The following is an 18,114-nucleotide window of genomic DNA, read 5'->3' as shown; positions in this document are numbered from 1 at the left end:
GCAGGACGGCCGACGGGGCTGGCTGCCGGACCGGTGGGCCGTCACGGCCACCGACCAGCAGGACGCAGTTCAGCAGGTGCAGTACCAGCAGTACCGGCAGTACCAGCAGTACGGAAATGACAGTTCAGTACAGAGGATGAACGGAGGGCGCAAGCGCCATCAGGATCGCCCGGCCCGTGAACACTCGCCCGGGCGGACACCGCAGACCCCAAGGCAAGGACGGTGGTTTCCGGTCACGCATACGCGATCCCCGTACGCCCCCTCCCCCGGGGCGGTGCGGAAGTAACAGGACCGGCCCAGGCCGGTAGATGGTGTTGTTCCCCTTCGGGGCCCCGGAGCCGACACGGCCCCGGGGCCCCTCGACGCGTTCTCCCCGAGAACCAGAGAGGTGCAGTGACTACGACGACCAGCCCCGACACACCCGACAAGCTCGACGACGACGACTACCCCGCCTACACCATGGGCCGCGCCGCCGAGATGACCGCCACCACCCCCGGCTTCCTGCGAGCCCTCGGCGAACACCGCCTCATCACCCCGCTACGCTCCGGCGGCGGCCACCGCCGCTACTCCCGCTACCAGCTACGCATCGCCATGCGCGCCCGCGACCTCGTCGACCAGGGCACCCCGATCGAGGCCGCCTGCCGCATCGTCATCCTCGAAGACCAACTCGAAGAAGCCCTGCGCATCAACGAACAGCTCCGCCGTTCCCAGCGGGACCAGGAGCCCACCGCGGACACCTGACCGGACCAGCACCCCGGCCCGCAGCCGCGGGCGGAGCCGGCACGGTGAAGTCCCGGGCGGCCGAGGTGGAGTTCACGCCGCCGGGCGAGCGAGGCGGGCCCCGGGCCGAAGACGCTCGGCTTCCCGGTGCCGGCCTTCCGCCCGCTCGACCCGTGCTCCTCGCCGGGCGGCGCCCCGGCCGGCACGGACACCGCGCACCGGCCCCGGGAGCCGACTGCCGCCAGGGCCATGTCCGGGCTGTCGACCGCGAACCCCCGGGAGCGTCGCACAGACGCTCCCGGGGGTTCGCGGCACCACGCGGCACCCGGACTGACCTGGGTCCGGCGACGAGGGGGACGGTCGCCGACCGCGGGTCGGTGGGTGGGGAGGGGGCCCGGTTCGGGTGGGCCGGGCTCAGTCCGTGCCCGGTGCGTCCGCGGGGCCGAGCAGTCGGTCGACGAGGAGCTCGGGGTAGCCGGTGGCCGGCAGGTCGATGCCGAAGATCGACCGGACGTAGAACGGTGCGATGAGCTGGTCGAGGATCTGCTCCACGGGTGGCGGGTCCTCGCCCCGGGCGATGGCCCGCTGGCGGATCTGTTCGATGGAGCGCATGCGGCGCTGGAAGTGCTGCGTCCGCTCGGTCTGGTCCTGGGGGTTGTTCGGCATGGACAGGATGACGGCGCGCACGAGGGCGCGGCCCTGGGGGGTGCGGATGCTCCTGACGCTGGCTTCGGCCCAGGCGAGGAGGTCGCCGCGCAGGCTGCCGGTGTCGTTCAGCGGCGAGTCGCGTTCGAGGCGGGTGGTGACCATGTCGGCCAGGAGTGCGTCGAGGCTGCCCCAGCGCCGGTAGACGCTGGTGTGGTTGACGCCGGCGCGCTGGGCGATCGCGGGGATGTTGAGGTCCTCGCCGTCCGGGTCGGAGAGCAGGTCGATGACCGCCTGGTGGACGGCCGTGCGGACCTGTTCGGGGCTCCTGCGGATGCGTGTGGTCGGTTCTTTCGTCGTCACCCCCACATCGTAAGCACAGATGTTTGCTTCGCGCTGCCCGGTGGGTCCCACAGTCTGGCAGGCGACCGGCGCAGCCTTCAGCGCGACGGTGGGGCGTAGCCGTCGCCGTAGCCTCGGCCGCCGGAGAGCGCGAATGCCCGCCGCCTCACCCCTGCCCGGTGTCAGTGCCCGGTGTCGCCAGCCGGAGTGCCGCCCGGTGTGCCGCCCAGCGCGTCGCGCAGGGCGGCGCGGGAGGTGACGCCGAGCTTGGGGAAGACCCGGTAGAGGTGCGAACTGACCGTCCGCGGGGACAACCGGATCCGCTCGCCGATCTCCTTGTTCGTCAGCCCGGTCGCGGCGAGTTCGGCGATCCGCCGCTCCTGCCAGGTCAGCACCGTGGCGTCCGGGGCCGACGGGCCCGACGGGGCCGCAGGCCGGCCGCCGGCCCGGAGTTCGGCGCGGGCCCGGTCCGCCCACGCCGTGCAGCCGAGACGGTCGAACGTCCCGACGGCCAGCGTCAGCGCCTGCCCGGCCGCGCGCGGCTCCCTCAGCCGCCGCAGCGTGATGCCGTAGGCCAGACGGACGCGCGCCACCTCGAAGGGGAAGTCCCCGGCCGCCGGGTGCGCCTCGACGCGCGCGTACATCGCCGCCGCCTCCGCCGCATCCTCCGCGGTCATCGCCAGGCCGCCGTAGGCGGACAGGGCCAACCGGGGCGACGCCTCCGGCAGCCCGGCCTCGCACGCCGCCAGGGCGTGCCGCCGCGCCTGCTCCCGGCGGCCGCTGTACAGCGCCGCCTCCACCAGCTCCAGCAACGCGCGCGGGGCGATCTGGTGGGCATGGCGCTCGAAGCTGCCCGGCGGCGTCATCCCGATGGCGTACAGGTAGGCCGCCTCGAAGTCCCCCTCGGTGAGCGCCACCCCGGTGGCGATCGCCTCCGTGATCTGGGTGAGCAGACCCACCCCGCGCGGACGGGCCCAGGCGTCCACCGCGGACTGCAGCTCCCGCGCGGCACCCAGCCGCCCCCGCCGGGCCGCCAACTGCCCCAGCACCGCCCGGGTGTGGTACGCGAGCAGGACGTGACCGTGCGCGGTGCACAGCTCCAGCGCCTGCTGCCCGGTACGCTCCGCCTCCGCCCACTCGCCGGAGTACATCTGGTCCAGCATCAGCATCCGCAGCATGGTCATCACGCTCGACACCGCGCCCTCCTCCCGCTCCCGCTCGACGGCGTGCCGCAGCTGGACGCGGTACTGGCCCAGCGCGTCGACGTGGGAGGCGCAGACCCCCAGCCGGGCCAGGTCCCACGGCGCGAGGTGCGCCTCGGCGGCGAACGCCCGCTCCAGACGTTCGCGCAGCCCCGCACCGCTGCGCGCCACGGCGCTCGCGTCCCGGTACAGCGCCGTCAGCGGATGCACCCGGTCGCCGAGCGCGTCGAGGATCCGCTCGACGCGCTGCCACAGTGCGGGGTCGCCCGCGTAGTGGGCCATGGTGACCAGCGTGTCGGCCGCCCGGGCCAGGGTGGCCCCGTCGCCTGCCTCCCCCTGAGTGCCGCCGTCCGACCACCGCTCGACCGCCGCCGCCAGCCGTTGGAAGGCCGGCCGGACCGCTCCGGCCCGGACGAAGTCCGCGTGCGCGGAGGTGAGGACGGCTGCCAGCGAACCGGCCGGGCCGGGCTCCGGGTCCGAGCGGTGGAGCAGCCGCTGCGCCTCGTCCAGCAGCGCGGCCTGCCCGGCGAGGTAGGCCGCGTCACCGAGGCGCCGGGAGCGGTCCGCGGGCCGCTCGCTCAGCTCCGCCGCGCGGGTCAGCCAGGCCACGGCGGCCGCCGCGCCACCGCGCCGGGTCGCGGAGTCGGCCGCAGCCTCCAGCACCGCGGCCACCGCCTCGTCCGGGTCGACGACCGCTGCGGCCAGGTGGCCCGCGTGCCGCTCGGTGTCGGCCCGGTGCACCCGGGACAGTTCGGCGTGGGCGGACCGGCGCTCGTCGGGCGTGGCCAGCTGGATGACGGCGGAGCGCACCAGGGGGTGGCGGAAGACGAAGTCACCGAGGGCCGTGTCGACGTCGAGCAGCCCCGACTCGACGGCCGGTTCGACCCCGCGCATCCGGTACCGCGTGGCGTGGACGCGGCCCCGGAGCCGGCCGGCCGCGGCGCCGTCGAGGGCGCCGCGGAGCAGTTCCGCCCGGACGGCGGGGGCCAGGCGCTCGATCCGCGTGCCGTAGAGCTGCTGGAGGCGCCTGGGCAGCGGCACCCCGGGGGTGGCGAGCAGGTCACCGGCGAGGTCGGGCGCGGCCAGGTAGGGCGGCAGCTCGTGCAGGGCCAGCGGGTTGCCCCGGGCGTGCTCCAGGGCGGCCCGCCGCACCCGGGCGTCGAGCCGGGGGTGGCGCAGCTCCAGCAGGCGTCCGGCGGCGTCCTCCGCCAGGGCCTCGACCGGAAGTTCGGGGAGCCGGGCGTGGTCGAAGGCGCAGCGCACCTCGGAGCGCAGCGCGATCAGCATCTTCACCGGGAGGTCCGCCAGCCGGCGTGCCACGAACCCGCACACCTCGACGCTGGCGTCGTCCAGCCACTGGCCGTCGTCGATCAGCAGCGTCAGCGGCCGTTCGGCGGCGGCGAGTGCCAGCAGGTCCAGCACGGCGATGCCGAGGGACAGCACGGACGGCGGCGCACCGCTGCCGCCGCCGAACACCACGTCCAGGGCGGTGCGTTGGCGCGGGTCGAGGCGGGCGGTGCGGTCGAGCAGGGGGTGGAGGCACTGGTGCAGGCCGGCGAACGGCAGCTCCGACTCGGCCTCCACCCCGGTGGCCCGCACGAGTGCGTGGTCCGCCTCGGCCGCCGTGCGGGCCGCGCGGTCGACCAGTGCGCTCTTGCCCACACCGGCCTCGCCGCGCAGCACCAGCGCCCGCCCCTCGGGGGCGGTCACGAACGAGTGCAGCAGGGCCAGTTCGTGCTCCCGGCCGATCAAGGGCGTGTCCGCCGGATTCATGGTCCCCACCTCCGCGCCCGACCGCCGGGTGTGGCCCTGGGGCGGTCGGATGATGATCATCATGTGCTCGGCGTAAGCCTGCCATCCCGAGGGCCCCGCAGCCGCACTCGCGCCCGCAGCTGGGCGGTACGGCCGGGCGTGGCTCGGCGGGCCGCCCCCGTGGTCGCGCTGCCCGTGGTGGCGCCGTGAGCGGTGGATCGGCGTGGGTGTGGCGGTACGGCTGGTACTGAGCGCCTGCCACCGCCCTGGCTGCCCCCGAGGGGGCATGCGCCGACGGATCGGGTCCCGCGGTCAGCCCGAGGTCCCATCCCGGATCGACCCGACCTGTCGGTGGGTCACCCCCTTCGCACCGTACGACGAGCGGTTCCCCGGGACGAGTGCGAGAGTCGATCGCAACCGCCTGCCGCCGGCAGTGCCGGTCCCCCCACACATGGCTCTTACGGTGCCCCGGGTCATCGGGTCGGTCCCTGCTGTGACCGGTCCCAGAACGGCGGATCCCTTGTCGAAACTCCTGAAGCTCGCCGCGGCGTCCATGGCCGGCGCGGCCCTGTGCGTCCTCGCCTCGCCGACGGCCGTGGCGGTGCGTCAGATCGGCACGGCCCCGCCCTGGCCCTCGCCCGGGAGCGGGTCGTGGCCGTTCCCGATCACCCCGCTGAGCAGCCGGCCCCCGTTCCCCTCGGCACCGTCGCCCGGTGCACCGGCCCCGGCGAATCCCGTGGCGCCCTCGACCACGGCGCCCTCGCCACCGTCGCGGACGGCGCCCACCGGACCGACGGGCCGGTGGGACCTGAAGTTCGCCGACGAGTTCGACGGGACGTCGCTGGACCGGACGAGGTGGTCGTACCAGTCGGACGCGGAGGCCGACTGGTCCGCCAACCCCCTGGGCACCGGGAACCCGGGCAACCAGCAGCTCGAATTCGACCAGCCGGCGAACTGCGCCGTCTCCGGCGGCGCGCTGGACATCACGGCCAGGCCGGACGCCGTCACCAGCGCCAGTGGGAAGCGCTACGCGTGGTCCAGCTGCATGATCAACACGTCGCCCTCCTACGCCTTCACCTACGGCTACACGGAGGTGCGGGCGAAGCTCCCGGCGCCCAAGGGCTTCTGGCCGGCCCTGTGGACGTGGTCCGCGCCCGGCGTCACCCTCCCCGCCCACGGCGAGACCGACGCCTTCGAGTTCTACTCGGACGACCACTCACGGCTCTACCTCAGCCAGCACAACGCGAGCAGGGCCCAGCAGGAAGCCCCGTCCTGGTTCACCTGGCCCGGGGCCGCCCTCCCCGACCCGAACGCCGCGGGCGTGGTGCACCGGCCCGCGTTCGATCCGACGGCGGACTTCCACACCTACGGCGTCGACATCGAGCCCTGGGGGACGGACTGGTGGATCGACGGCCGGGTCGTCCACCACAGCAGCAGGGCCTCGAACCGGCCGGTGAACGTCCTCCTCAGCAACTTCGTCTACTCCAAGGTCCCGCCGGCGCCCGGCAGCGAAGGACACCTGACGGTCGACTACGTGAGGGCCTGGCAACGGCCGGCCGCCTTCCCCGTCCGCTGACCCGGGCGTCGGACGTCGGCATGTCCCACCTGGCACCGACGGCCGGTCGACGTGCACCAGGTCGTGAAGGTCGGTGCCGAGAAGCGGCAGGCCTTCGGGGTACCGCCCGGGCAGGCGTGGCTCTACCGCGGGCGCGGGCCCGGTGGCGTGGGCCGGTGCCGGTCGGGTGCGGGGGCCGGGAAGCGGACAGGACGGCGTTGGCGACGAGGTTGGGGACCAGGTGGGCCTTCCCGACCTCGTGGGCCCGGGCGGGGCGGAGCCGTGGCCGGCGTCCTCAGGCCTCGTCGTCCCAGTGGTCGAGGACGCGCCGGCGGATGGGGGCCGGGTAGGCCTCGGCGAAGGAGCTGTGCGGCATGCGCCCCTGGCCGGGGGCGGGCTGGAGGCCGTCGTGGAGGACGACCGGCCCGGTCATGGCGGCCCGCTCGTCGGGGTGGTAGCAGTTCATCAGGGGGTGGATCGGGCCGTGCCACACCTCGGCGCGGTCGGTGGGGTGGATGCGGGTGGCCAGCGCCCACAGCAGGTCGGTGTCGTCGGCGGGGTCGACGTCGTCGTCGAGGACGAAGACCCGGGCGTGGAGCCGTCCGCCCCGGCTCCCCCCGGCCATGACCTCGCCGATGCGGTGCACGAACTCCTGGGAGTCGATGTCGGAGTCGGTGTCGGTGTCGGAGTCGGTGTCCGGGAGGAGTTCGCGCCAGTTCGCCGGGACGGTGAGCACCAGCCAGTGGGAGGCCGCGCGCAGCGGGGACCAGGCGGTGGTGACCGGCAGGCCGGCGGCGCGCAGGTCGTGCAGGACGTCGGCGGCGATGCCCACTCCGGTGACGGTGTGGAACTCGTCCACCGGGCGGCCCTCGGCGACGATCGGCCAGATCGGGGCGTCGCGGTGGGTGATGCACTCGACGGTGTAGACGGGCTGGTGGGAGGCCTCGTCGGGGACGTACCCGGCGAACTCGCCGAACGGGCCCTCGACGGCGGAGCGTTCCACGGACAGGTGGCCCTCGATGACGACCTCCGCGCCGGCGGGCACCTCGAGGTCGGACAGCTCGCACTTCACGACCTCGACCGGCTCGCCGTGCAGGGCGCCGATGTAGCCGGCCTCGTCGACGCCGTCGGGCAGCGGGATGCCGCCGACGAAGGGGATCGCCGGGTCGCCGCCCTGGACGAGGGCGTAGGGCATGGGCTTGCCGATCTTCACCCATTCCTGCCAGATGAGGCCGATGTGCTGGGGTGGGATGACCAGGCCGGTCATGCGCTTGCCGTCGATCATCATGATGCGGGCTATGGACCAGTTGGTCCACGAGCCGTCCGGGGTGCGCGCGACGATGATCCCCCAGGTGTTGAGGTACCGGCCGCCGTCCTGCTCGTGGACGCGGGGGATCGGGAAGCGCTCCAGCGTCGCGTCCTCGCCGAGCAGGACGTTCTGCTTGCAGGGGGCCTGGTCGCGGGGCACGAGCCTGGGCGGCACCGGCGGCAGGTCCCGGGTCGCCGCCAGGGTGTCCACGAGCTGCGCGGCGGTCAGCTCCGGGGGCAGTCCGAGGGAGAGCGCGACCCGGGCGAGCGGCTTGCCGGGGGCGGAGCTCAGCGAGGCGGGTGCGCCCATCAGGCGGAAGCCGGGCTCGGCGCCGCCGACGTTCTCGAAGAGCGGTGCGGGCGCGGTGCGCTCGTAGGAGAGCCGGGTGATCGCCGCGGCCTCCAGGTCCCAACTCACCTCGCGCCGGACGCGCTTGAGGTCGCCGAGGGCTTCGAGCGCGGCGATGTGGCCGCGGAGGTCCTTGGGGTGGTTCACGGGGTGGTTCATGGGGTGCGCTTCCTTCACTGGTTGCTCTGGAGGGCCGGTACGCGCGGGGTGGCCGCGGCGCGCATGCCTTCCCAGCGGCGGGCCCGGGTCGAGTCGATGCCGAACTGGTCGCAGATCCTCGCCACGATGTGGTCGACGACGTCGTCCACGGTGGCGGGGTGGTTGTAGAAGGCGGGCATGGGCGGCACGATGGCGGCGCCCATGCGGGCGAGGGCGAGCATGTTGTCGAGGTGGATCTCGCTCAGCGGGGTCTCGCGGGGGACGAGGACGAGCTTGCGGCGCTCCTTGAGCGTGACGTCCGCGGCCCGGGCGACCAGACCGTCGGCGTACCCGGTGCGTATCCCGGCGAGGGTCTTCATGCTGCACGGGACGATCACCATCCCGTCGGCGGGGAACGAGCCGGAGGCGATGGAGGCCCCCTGGTCGTCCGGGGAGTGGACGACGTCGGCCAGCGCGGCGACGTCGCGGGAGCTCATCCCGGTCTCCAGTTCGAGGGTGGCCCGTGCCCAGCGCGTCAGCACCAGGTGCGTCTCCACGCCGGGGTGCCGGTGCAGTTCCTGGAGGAGCCGGACTCCCAGGACGGAGCCGGTCGCTCCCGTCATTCCTACGATCAGCCGCACGTGTGTCTCCTGGTGCTTCCTCGGTCAATGGGTCTGCAGCCGATGGACGGTCCGCGGGCGGGGCCCGTGGGCCCGGCGCGGTGTCGGACGGTCAGGTCCTCAGGCGGTGGTCGTACCGAGGGTGTCGTCGAGCCAGTCGTAGATGCGGGTTTGGGTGAGGCGCATGGCGCCGGGGTGGCAGTGGGCGCCGGCGCCTTCGTCGTTGGTGAAGGGCATGAGGGTCTTGGGGCAGGTGAGGTGGTGGTAGAGCTGTTCGGGCTGGCCGTGGAAGAACATGTCGTCTTCGGCGTCGCAGACGAGGGTGGGGCACTGGATGCGTTCGGCGATGCCGTTGGCGAGGGTGTAGTCGAGGTAGGAGGCGTTGAAGGCGCGGGGGGTGTCGACGCCCATGACGTACATGCCGTGGTTGATGGCCCAGCGGGCGATGGGGTCGGTGGCCATGAGGTGGTCGAGGGCGGCGTCGAGTTCGGGGGCGGTGTCGGCGCGCAGGAGGTGTTCGGCTTCTTCGCGGGTGCCGGGGATGTTGCGGGTGGTGGTCTGGCCGAGGTCGTAGAGGCCGTCGACGGTGATGAGGGCGGCGAGGCGGTGCTCGAAGGCGGCGGCGCGGGGGGCGAGGATGCCGCCCATGCTGATGCCGAGCAGGGCGATGCGGTCGTTGTCGACGTCGGGCAGGGTCTGGGCGTAGTCGACGACGGGGGTGATGACGTTCTCCCAGTCGGGGCGGAAGGGCAGGTTCTGGTGGTGGCGGGGGCCGGGCATGCCGGGGCCGTCGAAGGTCAGGACGGTGTAGCCGCGCTCGACGCCGGCCATGGCGCCGAAGTAGTGGAGTTCCTCGGCGGTGCCGTCGAAGCCGTTGTGCATGATGAGGGTGGGGCGGGGGGTGGCGGTGTCGTCGACGCGGTAGAGGTAGCCGGGCAGGGTGGTGTCCCCGTAGGGGATCTGGACGGGTTCGATGATCGGGGTGAACAGGGCGGCGGCGGAACGGAAGGTGTCGACGCTGCGGTCGTAGGCGTGGTCGTGGCGGGGGTCGCAGGGGTGGCCGTGGAGGAAGAACTCGGCGGAGCGGTAGTAGTTGGAGGCGCGCAGGAAGCCGTCGCGGGCGCTGACCCGGTGGCCGGCGGCCAGGGACTCCTCGGCCTGGCCGGCGACGCGGTCGGCGGTGGCCATCCACTCGGTGTACCAGCTGCCGTAGTCGCCCTCGGTGATGCGGTCGGCGGTGGAGACGACCTCGCCGAAGTCCGCGCCGCCGTAGGCGATGTGGCTCATCGAGCGCAGGGTCTCGTACCAGAACTGGATGTTGTTCGGGAACAGCAGCTGCTTCATCGTCCGCACTCTCCTCGGAATCCGTAAGCACCGATCTGTGCTTACGGGAAGGACTGTAGACCCTCCGGGCGACACGAAGCAAACATCTGTGCTTGGCGGTGGAATGCGGTGGGGTCGGAACGGTGGAAGGTCGGGTGGCCGGCGGCCCGGGGGCGGGACACAATCGGCGGGGCGGTGCGCGGCTCGCCGTGCCGCCGACAAGGACGGCCTACTCGACCGGGAGACGACGGTGACCGGTGTGACCAGCGCGGAGCTTCTCGTGGACGCGTTCGAGCGGATCCGTGCCACGGTCGCCGACGTCGTCGAGGGTCTGACTCCCGACCAGCTGGCGTTCCGGATGCAGGACTCGGCCAACTCGATCGCCTGGCTGGTCTGGCACCTCACCCGGGTGCAGGACGACCACGTCGCCGACGCGGCCGACCGCGAACAGGTGTGGACCGCCGAGGGCTGGGCGGAGCGGTTCGCCCTGCCCTTCGCCGCGTCGGCCACCGGCTACGGGCACCGGCCCGCGCAGGTCGCCCAGGTCACCGCCACCGCCGACCTGCTGTCGGGCTACCACGACGCCGTCCACGCGCGGACCACGGAGTACGTGCGAGGCCTCGACAACCGCTCCCTCGCCCGGATCGTCGACGAGTCGTGGCAGCCACCGGTCACCCTCGGGGTGCGTCTGATCAGCGTGATCGCCGACGACCTGCAGCACGTCGGCCAGGCGGCCTTCGTGCGCGGTCTGCTGACCGGACGCTGACGGCGGCCCGCCCGCGTCCGGGTGGCAGGGGCTTCACCACGCGTGGAGCGCACGGGGAACGTCCCCGTGCGCTCCGCGCGCGTCCCGCAGGGCGGGCCGTCAGGCCGCAGGAGCCTGGTCCGGCGCCACCCGCATCAGGTTCGGGTCGGAAGCCGGCTGCGGCACGGCCTGCAGGCCCTTGATCGCCCGCGACCGCGGGCGGCGCGGGTCGGATCGACCCGCACCGCCCGGGCGGGGTCCGTGCTCAGCCGGCCGCGCGGTAGGCCGCGCCCGCCTTGTTGGGCGTCGCCCGGTTGTAGAGGCCGCTGCCGCCGCGGTCCGCGGAGAGGGTGAACCAGGCGTAGCGTTCGACGAAGGGCAGGCCCTGGAGCATGGCGGTCGACTTCGTGACGAACGCGGCCTGCTGGTCCTGCGTCGGATACCTCGGGGTGCCGTGGGAGAAGTCGATCAGGGCGTACTCGGTGAGCCAGATCGGCTTCTTGTAGCGGTTGTAGACGGCCTGGAGGTAGCCGCGCAGCTGGCCGGTCGCGGCGTCGGCGCGGAAGTCCGAGCCGTACCAGTGCAGGGGGATGAAGTCGACCTTCTCGTGGCGGGCGGCGGCGCCCTTCATGAACTGGTCGAGCCAGCCGCCCGCGACGTCGCCGCCGCCCGCGACCGCGGGTGCCCCCAGGCGCATCCCGGTCGACTGGAGCCGCGGCCACAGGTCGAGGGCCCTGGCCGGGCTCATGTTCGCCTGCGCCGGCAGGTCGGGTTCGTTGAACCCGAGCAGGGTGCTGCCCTCCTTCCTGGCCGTGTTGAGCTGGGCGTCGGTCACCGAGGCCGCGCCCCAGATCATGGGGACGAACTCGACGCCGGCCGGCGGCCTGATCTGCTGGCGGTCCGAGGCCCAGGTGTAGAACCAGCCGGCCCTGACGTCGGCCAGTGCGCCGGTGACGTCGGGGAAGTTCCAGGCGCTGACGCCCTTCTTCTTCACGGCGGCGGACGCGTCGGCCGGGCCGGCGGCCGTGAGCCCGGTCAGGACCGCGAACAGCACGGGCACGACGGTGAACAGGCGTAGGCGACGGGACACCGTGCTCCTCTCCTCACGTGATCGCGTGGTCGCGGCCGTGGCCGTGGCGGGGCCGCGGGACGGGCGGCTCACGCGGTGGGCCCGAAGGTGACGGTGAAGCCCTTGCAGTGGCTGCACTGCTGCATCACCTTGTTGCCCGGCACCTGGTCCTGCTTGGACCAGGTGTAGGCCTTGGGGCACCTCGCGCTGAGCGCGCGGCTGTAGTCGCTGGGGGTGTCCCGGCTGGGGTTGGTGCACAGCAGCGGTTTGCCGTCCGGCCCGCGCGTCAGGTCGGCGGGCGGGCAGGCGGGCAGCAGGTTCGCCGTGCAGCCCCGTGTGTCGCAGCCGCCGCCGGGCGGGACGGTGGCGTTCACCGGGGTGATCGTGACCGGCAGCGAGAAGGCGTTCACGTAGCTCACGTCGTACCAGGGGGCGGCGCCGTCCTTGCTGTCGAAGTTGAACTCGGCCAGACTGGCGGGCTGTTCGCCCGTCGTGCAGTGGTCGGCGAACGCCCCGCAGTCGCCCACCCGGCAGTGGAAGGTGCTGCCGGGGGCGCCGCCGCACCCCTGCCGGGCGAAGAACTTGCCGCGCCAGTGGAAGGGGGCGGTCGTCTCGGGGATCGTCACCGTCGCCGACTGCCCGGGGGCCAGGACCGGCAGCCGGCCGAACTGCTTGGACCCGTCGGCGTTGACGCCGCTGCCGATCCACAGCGTCTGCGAGGAGTGGTTGACGAACGTCACCGTGTGGTTGGCAGCAGCCGCCGTCGCCGCCGTACCCGCGGCCGCCGTGCCCGCGCCCGGGACCACGGTGGTCAGCACGGTGGTCAAGGTGGCGGCCACCGCGACGAGGAGCCTGGTCAGGAACCTGTGCATGGGGTCTCCGCTCTTCTCAGCAGGTCAGGTTGGCGCCGGGGGAGGTGCCGAGGATCTGGGCGAACCGCTGGTAGAGGTTGACCCGGTCCTGCATCTGGGCGGGGTTCCGGCCGTTGCACTCCAGGGCGCCGTTGATGCTGCGGATCGTCTGGCCGAACCCGGCGCCGTTGACCATCGCCTGATGGGGCGTCATGGAGCCGGGACCGGACTGGGTGTTCCAGTACCAGAGCGCGGTCTTCCAGGCGACCTGGGGGTCGGTCTGGACGAGGCCGGGGTTGTGGAGCAGGTCGATGTGCAGGGCGTCCCCGGCCGCCTTGTAGTTGAAGTTCCAGCTGAGCTGGAGCGGCCCCCGTCCGTAGTAGGCGGCCCGTCCCGCGGGACAGCCGTAGGGCCGGGAAGTGTCGCAGTACGTAGGGTAGTTGGCGGTGTTCTGCTCCACGATGTAGCGCAGGCCGCCGGTCTCGTGGCTGACGTTGGCGAGGAACGCCGCGGCCTCCCGGCGCTTGAGCGCGTCGTCCCCGGTGTGTGCGAAGGCGGGGTAGGCGCTCATCGCACCGACCAGTGCCTCGTAGGTGTAGAACTGGTTCTTGCTCGGGAACATCCGGCCGAACTGGGCCTTGCTCACGATGAATCCGGCCTGCACCGCTGCTGCCGCCGGCGCGCCCGCCGCTCCGGTCGCCGACTCGGCGGAGAAGGAGACAGGGGCGGAGGCAGGGGTGGAAGCCGAGGCCGAGGTGGAAGCGGGCAGGGCGATCGCCGAGACGGCCGCCGCTGCCGCGGCGATCCTCAGGGCTGAGCGTCGGGCTGAGCGTCGAAAGGACATGGCTGGCCTTCCTCACGTGGTGACGGGTGTCCGGGCGGGGCGACAGGGGAGCACCGCTCGTGCGGCGGTGGCCGCGCCGCGGCTGTCGGACGATCCTCCGGCGCAGCATCCCCGCAGACATCCGTGAGCCTCACGGAGATCCCGCAGCACCGTGCAGGGTCGGGACATGGCGCCTCGGCGAGCCGGGCGTGACGCGCGAGACGTTTGGCGCGGCACCCGACCTGGCTAAAGTCATGTACATGCTGATTCGGCAGATGGTTGGCGTGACCGGACGGGACGTCGAACAGGCCCTGCTGGAGGCCCTGGTCACCGATGTCACGGCCGGCCGCGGGAGCAGCCTGCTGGTCGAGGGCGAACCGGGCATCGGCAAGTCCGCCCTGCTCGCCGCCCCGCTCGCCGCGGCCCGGGCCGCCGGCTGCCAGGTGCTCCTCGGGCACTGCGACGAACCGGGGCAACGGCTTCCGCTCTCGGCCATGACCCGACTCCTCGGCGTGCACCCGCCGTCGGCCGACCCCCGACACGCGCAGGCCGCACCCGCCCGTCGATGCCCGCAGGCCCGGTCGGGCCGGGACAGGCACGGCCTCGCCACCGATCCCGTGACGGCCACCACCGAACAACTCCTCACCCACATCGACCGGTTGTGCACCTCCAGGCCACTCGTCCTGGCCCTGGAGAACCTCCACCGGGCCGACGAGGCCACCCTGCTGCTGTGGCGCCGCCTCTGCCGCACCGCGGCCCACCGGCCGCTGCTGGCCATCGGGACCTGCCGACCGGCTCCGAGCCGACCGGCCCTGGTGCGGCTGCGCCGGGAACTCCCGCCCCACGGCGGGCAGGTGCTCTCCCTCGACCGCCTGAGCGAGGCGAGCGTGACCGAGCTGGCCGGCGCACTGACCGGCGGGACCGCAGGGCCCCGGCTCGCCGCACGCCTCACCTCAGCGGCCGGAAACCCCCTGTACGTCAGGGAGTTGCTGAACGCCCTGGAACGTGCCGGATCCCTGCACCGCGCCGCCGGCACCGTCGAGCTGCCCGCCGGCGGCCACCACACGGGGGAGCTCCGGGCGCTCACGGACGTGATCGCCGACCGGCTGGCCTGCCTCTCCGCCGACGCCCGGCAGATGCTGCGCCTCGCGTCCCTGCTCGGGCCCGCGTTCTCGACGGCCGACCTGACGGCAGCGGCGAGGGGCGGTGCCCTCGACCCGGCGGCAGCGGCCGCAGGCGCCGGCCTCCTGGCGGCGGTGGACGAGGCACTGAGCGCAGGCGTGCTGGAGCCCGCCGGCACCCGGCTGCGCTTCCGCCACGCCCTGCTGCGGGAAGTCCTCCACGAGGCCATGCCGCCCGCGCTGCGCACCGGGCTCCTGCAGCACGCGGCACAGCAGCTGATCGCCGCCGGGGCGCCGGTGGAACGCGTCGCCGAGCTGATCCTGCCGGCCGTGCGGGACGCCGACGGCTGGGAGTGGAAGCGGGAGTGCGAGTGGCTCGCCGACAACGCGGCGCGACTGGCCGACCGGGCCCCGGGGATCGCCGCCGAGCTGCTCGAACACGCCCTGCGGCAGACGGACGCGCACGGCCCGAGGCGCCACGTGCTGGCCGACCGGCTGGCGACGCTCTACTTCCGCACCGGCCCCGTCGAGCGCGCGGAGGAACTGGCCCGGACCATCCTGCTGGAGACCTCCGACCGCGAACTCGCCGGCCGGGCCCGCTGGTTGCTCACCAGCATCGCGCTGCGCGCCGGCCGCTACCAGGACGTGGAGGCGAACTGGCGCGCGGCCCTCGGTGACCCGCGGCTCGCGCCGCGTTGGCGCGCGGGGCTGCTGGCCCTGCTCGCGCTCGCCCGGGGCTTCCAGGGCCGGCTCGGCGGAGGCCGCGCGGCGATGGCCGAAGCACTCGCCGAAGGGGTGCGGCTCAACAACGCCACCACCGTCGGCTACGCCCTGAACGCGGGCGCCCTGATCCGCAGCCGGGAGGGCGACCAGCCCGGCGCCCTGGTCCTGGCCGACCTCGCACTGGCGCAGATCGGCGACGACCCAGAACCCGTGGACCTGCGGCTGATGCTGCTGGGCCACCGGGCCGTGGCACTGGACAGCCTCGGCCGCCCCCGGGAGGCGGAGGAGGCCCTGGCCTGCGCCCGCACCGTCGCCGAACGGACCGGGGCGACGCTGCTCTCCATGAACCTGGTCAGGATCGCCGAGCGGCACTACGAACACGGCCGCTGGGACGACGCGCAGGCGGTCCTGGACGAGGTCACCGACCTCCCGCAGGGCCGCTGGCAACTCGCCCGGCACAGCCTGCACACGCTGATCAGCGCCCGCCGCGACAACCGGCCGCAGACACCCGGGCACGCGGAAGCCGCGGCGACGCCGGACGACGAGGCCGCGCCGCCGACCTGGCCCGTGGCGGCCTCCTACCGGATCGTCGCCCGCAGCCTCGTCCTCGAACGCACCGGCCGGCCCCGCGAGGCCCTCGCCGTGCTCGCCGTGCTGCTGGCCCGCGCCCACGAGTACGACGTCCGGAGGCACCCGGAGTGGCTGGTCGCCCTGGTCCGCCTGGCCCTGGCCGTGGACGACCGGGGCACCGCCCGCGCCGCGGCGCTCGAGAGCCGGCGCAACGCCCACATCGAACCGCTGCCCGCCACCCGGGCCGCCGCCGGATGGTGCCGCGCACTGCTGCACGACGACCCGGACCGGCTGCGCGTCGCGATCGACCACCACCGCGCCGCCGACCGGCCCCCCGACCTCGGCAACGCCCTGGAGGACCTCGCCGTGCTCCGGGCCGCCTCCGGGGACCGCGCCGCGGCCCGCGCCGCCTTCGGCGAGGCCCTCGCGCTCTACGCCGGGCTGGGCGCGGTCTGGGACGCCCGCCGCGCCGCCGCCCGCCTGCGCCCCTGGGGAGTGCGCGCCGGCATCCGCGGGCCGCGCTCCCGGCCGGCCTCGGGCCGCGGCGCCCTGACCGCGACGGAACAGCGCGTCGCCGACCTGCTCGCGCAGGGGCTGTCCAACCCCGACATCGCCGCGATGCTGCTGCTCTCGCGCCGCACCGTGGAGACCCACGTCTCCCACATCCTGGGCAAGCTCGGCGTCCGCTCACGCCACGAGGTCGCCGCAGCCACCGCAGAACAGCCACCGGGGCCCAGCCACCGCCCCGCGGCCCGGTGACCACCCGCCGCGGGGTGTCGCCGAGGTCTGCGTACGCCTGGCACGCGACCTGACACAGGGACGGGGCCGGGGACCCGCGTTCGAACTCGTTCTCGGCCCCGCTGGCCGGAAGGGGCCATGGACGATTGCGTCCATCCGAAAGCCCTTCCACCCGCCCTGAGCTGCAACGAAGCTAGTGATCGCCGCCAGGGAGCACCCCTTCCGGGAGGCGGGCCGAACGAAGCGTCACCGCGGGACGCGAGCCGGACCCACATCGCCGATCCCTCGTCGCCCAAACGGGCACGAGGGCCGTACCGCCGCCGTACCGCGCAGGTCTGCCCACAGCCCCCCGACCGCTGCTCCTGCAGGGCAGCCGTCCACGCCCGGCTCGCGGGCGCCCGCCCACCGACCTCACCCCTTCCTCACGCTTGCGGAGTGCACCCATGTCCTCGAAGACCTCGAAGCTGCTGCGCGTCACCCTGGCGGCTGCGATCGCCGTGTCCGGCGCCGTCGTCGCGACGACCGTCACCACCACCACCGCCACCGCCGCGCAGGCTTCCTCGGTCGGCGGCCAGATCACCCGCGCCGAGATCATCGAGCGCGCCCAGTTCTGGTACAACAAGAGCCTCGTCTACAGCCAGGGCGGCTCCGCCCTCGACTCCTCGGGCCGCTCCTACCGCACCGACTGCTCCGGCTACGTCTCCATGGCCTGGCACCTGGGCAGCAGCCCGAACACCCAGGGGCTGGTGGACGGTGGCTTCACCAGGGAGATCAGCCGCAGCGAGCTCAAGGCCGGCGACGTCCTCAACTCCTACTACAACCACGTCCTGCTCTTCGAGAAGTGGGACGACGCCGCCCACACCAAGTTCTCCTACTACTCCTTCGGGTCCACCCCGGTGAAGCACATCACCGGCGTCTCGATCGACGCGGCGAGGATCGACGGGCACCCCAACGGCGAGTACAAGGCGCTGCGCTACAAGAACGTCGTCGAGGACTCCACCCCGATCCCCGCTCCCGCTCCGGCGTGGAAGCCGGCCGTGGGTGACGGTGGTTCGGTGACGGGTGCGGACGGTACGGCTTACACGTTCAGCCGGTCGGCGAACGGGCACGTGCAGATGACGGCGCGTCTGGCGGGCGGTGGTTGGACGACGGCGGACCTCACGAACGTGGTGGGAACGCCGGCGGCGGCGGGCGGTTCTCCGGCCGCCTTCGTGCAGACCAACGGGACCGTCGGCGTGGTGACGGCGAACGCGGACAACGGGCACCTGCAGATCACCTACCGCTCGGCGGCCGGCACGTGGGCGACCTCCGACCTGACCGGCACGGCCGGTACTCCGGTGACGGACGGTGCGGTGAGTGCGAGCACCGACCCCGACGGCACCTTGGCGATCTACTCGCGCGGCTCGGCCAACGGTGGTCACCTGAGCCTGACGGCGCTGCAGCCCAGCGGTGCCTGGGCCACCGTCGACCTCACCGACGTGGTCGGCACGCCGATCTCGGCGGGCGGTGCGCCGTCGACG

The 18,114-nt window shown here is 73.7% G+C and carries 13 protein-coding genes; 5 read left to right on the top strand and 8 right to left on the bottom strand.

Annotated features, from left to right (window positions below):
* Positions 1 to 459: 459 nt before the first annotated feature.
* Positions 460 to 741, top strand: coding sequence for a MerR family transcriptional regulator (locus ACFYUY_RS33785; protein WP_360220180.1), 282 nt, complete (start codon positions 460 to 462; stop codon positions 739 to 741).
* 393 nt (positions 742 to 1,134) lie between these two features.
* Here ACFYUY_RS33785 and ACFYUY_RS33780 read toward each other — a convergent pair whose 3' ends face one another.
* Both ACFYUY_RS33780 and ACFYUY_RS33775 read right to left on the bottom strand, forming a co-directional pair.
* A complete protein-coding gene (locus ACFYUY_RS33780; protein ID WP_360220101.1) occupies positions 1,135 to 1,728 on the bottom strand; it encodes a TetR/AcrR family transcriptional regulator C-terminal ligand-binding domain-containing protein in 594 nt (197 codons plus the stop codon).
* A gap of 161 nt (positions 1,729 to 1,889) precedes the next feature.
* Positions 1,890 to 4,682 carry an AAA family ATPase gene (locus ACFYUY_RS33775; RefSeq protein WP_387906320.1) on the bottom strand — a complete coding sequence of 931 codons (2,793 nt, stop codon included), beginning with the start codon at positions 4,680 to 4,682 and terminating at the stop codon, positions 1,890 to 1,892.
* Positions 4,683 to 5,181: 499 nt separating this feature from the next.
* Here ACFYUY_RS33775 and ACFYUY_RS33770 point away from each other — a divergent pair, with 499 nt between their 5' ends.
* Positions 5,182 to 6,237 carry a family 16 glycosylhydrolase gene (locus tag ACFYUY_RS33770; protein ID WP_387906318.1) on the top strand — a complete coding sequence of 352 codons (1,056 nt, stop codon included), beginning with the start codon at positions 5,182 to 5,184 and terminating at the stop codon, positions 6,235 to 6,237.
* Positions 6,238 to 6,511: 274 nt separating this feature from the next.
* Here the strand turns inward: ACFYUY_RS33770 and ACFYUY_RS33765 are convergent, their stop codons facing one another.
* From ACFYUY_RS33765 to ACFYUY_RS33755, 3 genes are all read right to left on the bottom strand, one after another.
* Positions 6,512 to 8,032: a UbiD family decarboxylase gene (locus ACFYUY_RS33765; protein WP_387906316.1), complete on the bottom strand. Its 1,521-nt coding sequence runs from the start codon at positions 8,030 to 8,032 to the stop codon at positions 6,512 to 6,514.
* A gap of 14 nt (positions 8,033 to 8,046) precedes the next feature.
* Entirely contained in the window at positions 8,047 to 8,652 is a 606-nt protein-coding gene (locus tag ACFYUY_RS33760; RefSeq protein ID WP_387906313.1) for a non-oxidative hydroxyarylic acid decarboxylases subunit B, read from the bottom strand.
* A 99-nt stretch (positions 8,653 to 8,751) separates the two neighbouring features.
* On the bottom strand, positions 8,752 to 9,975 hold the full coding sequence (locus ACFYUY_RS33755; protein WP_387906310.1) for an alpha/beta fold hydrolase: 1,224 nt from the start codon (positions 9,973 to 9,975) through the stop codon (positions 8,752 to 8,754).
* Positions 9,976 to 10,213: 238 nt separating this feature from the next.
* Between ACFYUY_RS33755 and ACFYUY_RS33750 the strand changes: the two genes are divergently transcribed.
* Positions 10,214 to 10,720: a DUF664 domain-containing protein gene (locus ACFYUY_RS33750; protein ID WP_387906309.1), complete on the top strand. Its 507-nt coding sequence runs from the start codon at positions 10,214 to 10,216 to the stop codon at positions 10,718 to 10,720.
* Between the two features lie 244 nt (positions 10,721 to 10,964).
* Here ACFYUY_RS33750 and ACFYUY_RS33745 read toward each other — a convergent pair whose 3' ends face one another.
* From ACFYUY_RS33745 to ACFYUY_RS33735, 3 genes are all read right to left on the bottom strand, one after another.
* Positions 10,965 to 11,789: a glycoside hydrolase family protein gene (locus ACFYUY_RS33745; RefSeq protein ID WP_387906306.1), complete on the bottom strand. Its 825-nt coding sequence runs from the start codon at positions 11,787 to 11,789 to the stop codon at positions 10,965 to 10,967.
* Positions 11,790 to 11,857: 68 nt separating this feature from the next.
* Positions 11,858 to 12,640: a thaumatin family protein gene (locus tag ACFYUY_RS33740; RefSeq protein ID WP_387906304.1), complete on the bottom strand. Its 783-nt coding sequence runs from the start codon at positions 12,638 to 12,640 to the stop codon at positions 11,858 to 11,860.
* 16 nt (positions 12,641 to 12,656) lie between these two features.
* Complete coding sequence (locus tag ACFYUY_RS33735; protein ID WP_387906301.1) at positions 12,657 to 13,463, bottom strand: chitinase; 807 nt, start codon at positions 13,461 to 13,463, stop codon at positions 12,657 to 12,659.
* 239 nt (positions 13,464 to 13,702) lie between these two features.
* Here ACFYUY_RS33735 and ACFYUY_RS33730 point away from each other — a divergent pair, with 239 nt between their 5' ends.
* On the top strand, positions 13,703 to 16,615 hold the full coding sequence (locus ACFYUY_RS33730) for a helix-turn-helix transcriptional regulator (protein ID WP_387906298.1): 2,913 nt from the start codon (positions 13,703 to 13,705) through the stop codon (positions 16,613 to 16,615).
* A gap of 422 nt (positions 16,616 to 17,037) precedes the next feature.
* On the top strand, positions 17,038 to 18,114 hold a 1,077-nt coding region (locus ACFYUY_RS33725; protein ID WP_387906295.1), incomplete at its 3' end, for a hypothetical protein.

Origin of the sequence: Kitasatospora sp. NPDC004745, assembly GCF_042873275.1 — a bacterium.
In the GTDB taxonomy this organism is placed as follows: Bacteria; Actinomycetota; Actinomycetes; order Streptomycetales; family Streptomycetaceae; genus Kitasatospora.
This window is presented reverse-complemented; position numbering and strand designations above follow the sequence as displayed.